Origin of the sequence: Endozoicomonas atrinae, assembly GCF_001647025.1 — a bacterium.
GTDB classification, from domain to species: Bacteria; Pseudomonadota; Gammaproteobacteria; order Pseudomonadales; family Endozoicomonadaceae; genus Endozoicomonas; species Endozoicomonas atrinae.
This window is the reverse complement of sequence record NZ_LUKQ02000630.1, coordinates 1-935: the sequence shown is the minus strand read 5'-3', so window position 1 is coordinate 935 and position 935 is coordinate 1. Positions and strand designations below refer to the sequence as shown.

At 45.6% G+C, this 935-nt stretch carries 2 protein-coding genes; one reads left to right on the top strand and one right to left on the bottom strand.

The genetic code is table 11. The annotated features are described in order from the left end of the window. Positions 1–763, bottom strand: a 763-nt coding sequence (locus tag AK963_RS29665) for an extracellular solute-binding protein (protein ID WP_274520572.1), incomplete at its 3' end; no start/stop codon positions are given. Between AK963_RS29665 and AK963_RS29660 the strand changes: the two genes are divergently transcribed. Then, positions 752–935, top strand: a 184-nt coding sequence (locus tag AK963_RS29660) for a hypothetical protein (RefSeq protein ID WP_139117799.1), incomplete at its 3' end; no start/stop codon positions are given. The genes AK963_RS29665 and AK963_RS29660 overlap by 12 nt on opposite strands.

The window sequence follows — 935 nt, the reverse complement described above, 5'->3', positions numbered from 1 at the left end:
GAAAATCAACATCATTAAAACCTTCGGGTAGCTGTGGTCGACGAGACATCTGTTCTAGATAATGCATGGTAATGATGCCTAAGCATAGTTGGCGGCAGCTTAAGGATTTAGAAAATGCGATTGGTATAACATACTCGACGGTTACACCATTGTCAGCTTCTGCAGCACGGTCTGCAGCCTGAAGAACATCCCCTGACCAGCCCATGGCGACACAGATATCACCATTCGCCAGGTCGGAAATTGAGCGGGAAGAGTGAAAGTAAGTGACATAGGGACGAACTTTCATCAGCAGCGCTTCGGCTTTTGCGTAATCTGCTCTATTGGTTGAGTTTGGATCAAGCCCCAGATAGCTAAGGGCTGCTGGAATCACTTCAGTAGGGGCATTCAGAAAAGCGACGCCACACTGGCTGAGTTTACTGATGTTTTTTTCATCAAATATCAGGCTCCAGCTATTAGTGGGTGCATTTTCTCCCAAGTGCTTTTTCACCAGATCCGGATTGTAACCAATGCCAGTGGTTCCCCATAAATAAGGGAAAGAGAACTGGTTATCAGGGTCGTAGGTTTCCACCAGGGTCATTAGGCTGGCATCCAGATGTTTCCAGTTGGACAGTTTCTTTTTATCCAGAGGCTGATAAACACCGGCATTGATCTGTTTAGTCAGGAATTCTGCAGACGGTGCAACGATATCATACCCGGTTCCGCCTGATAGCAGCTTTGCTTCCAGTACTTCATTACTGTCAAAGACATCGTAATGAACCTTGATGCCCGTCTCTTTCTCAAAGTTAGCAATGGTGTCTTCGGCTATGTAATACCAATCGCATTTTCTAAATCCTTAAGCTGCCGCCAACTATGCTTAGGCATCATTACCATGCATTATCTAGAACAGATGTCTCGTCGACCACAGCTACCCGAAGGTTTTAATGATGTTGATTTTC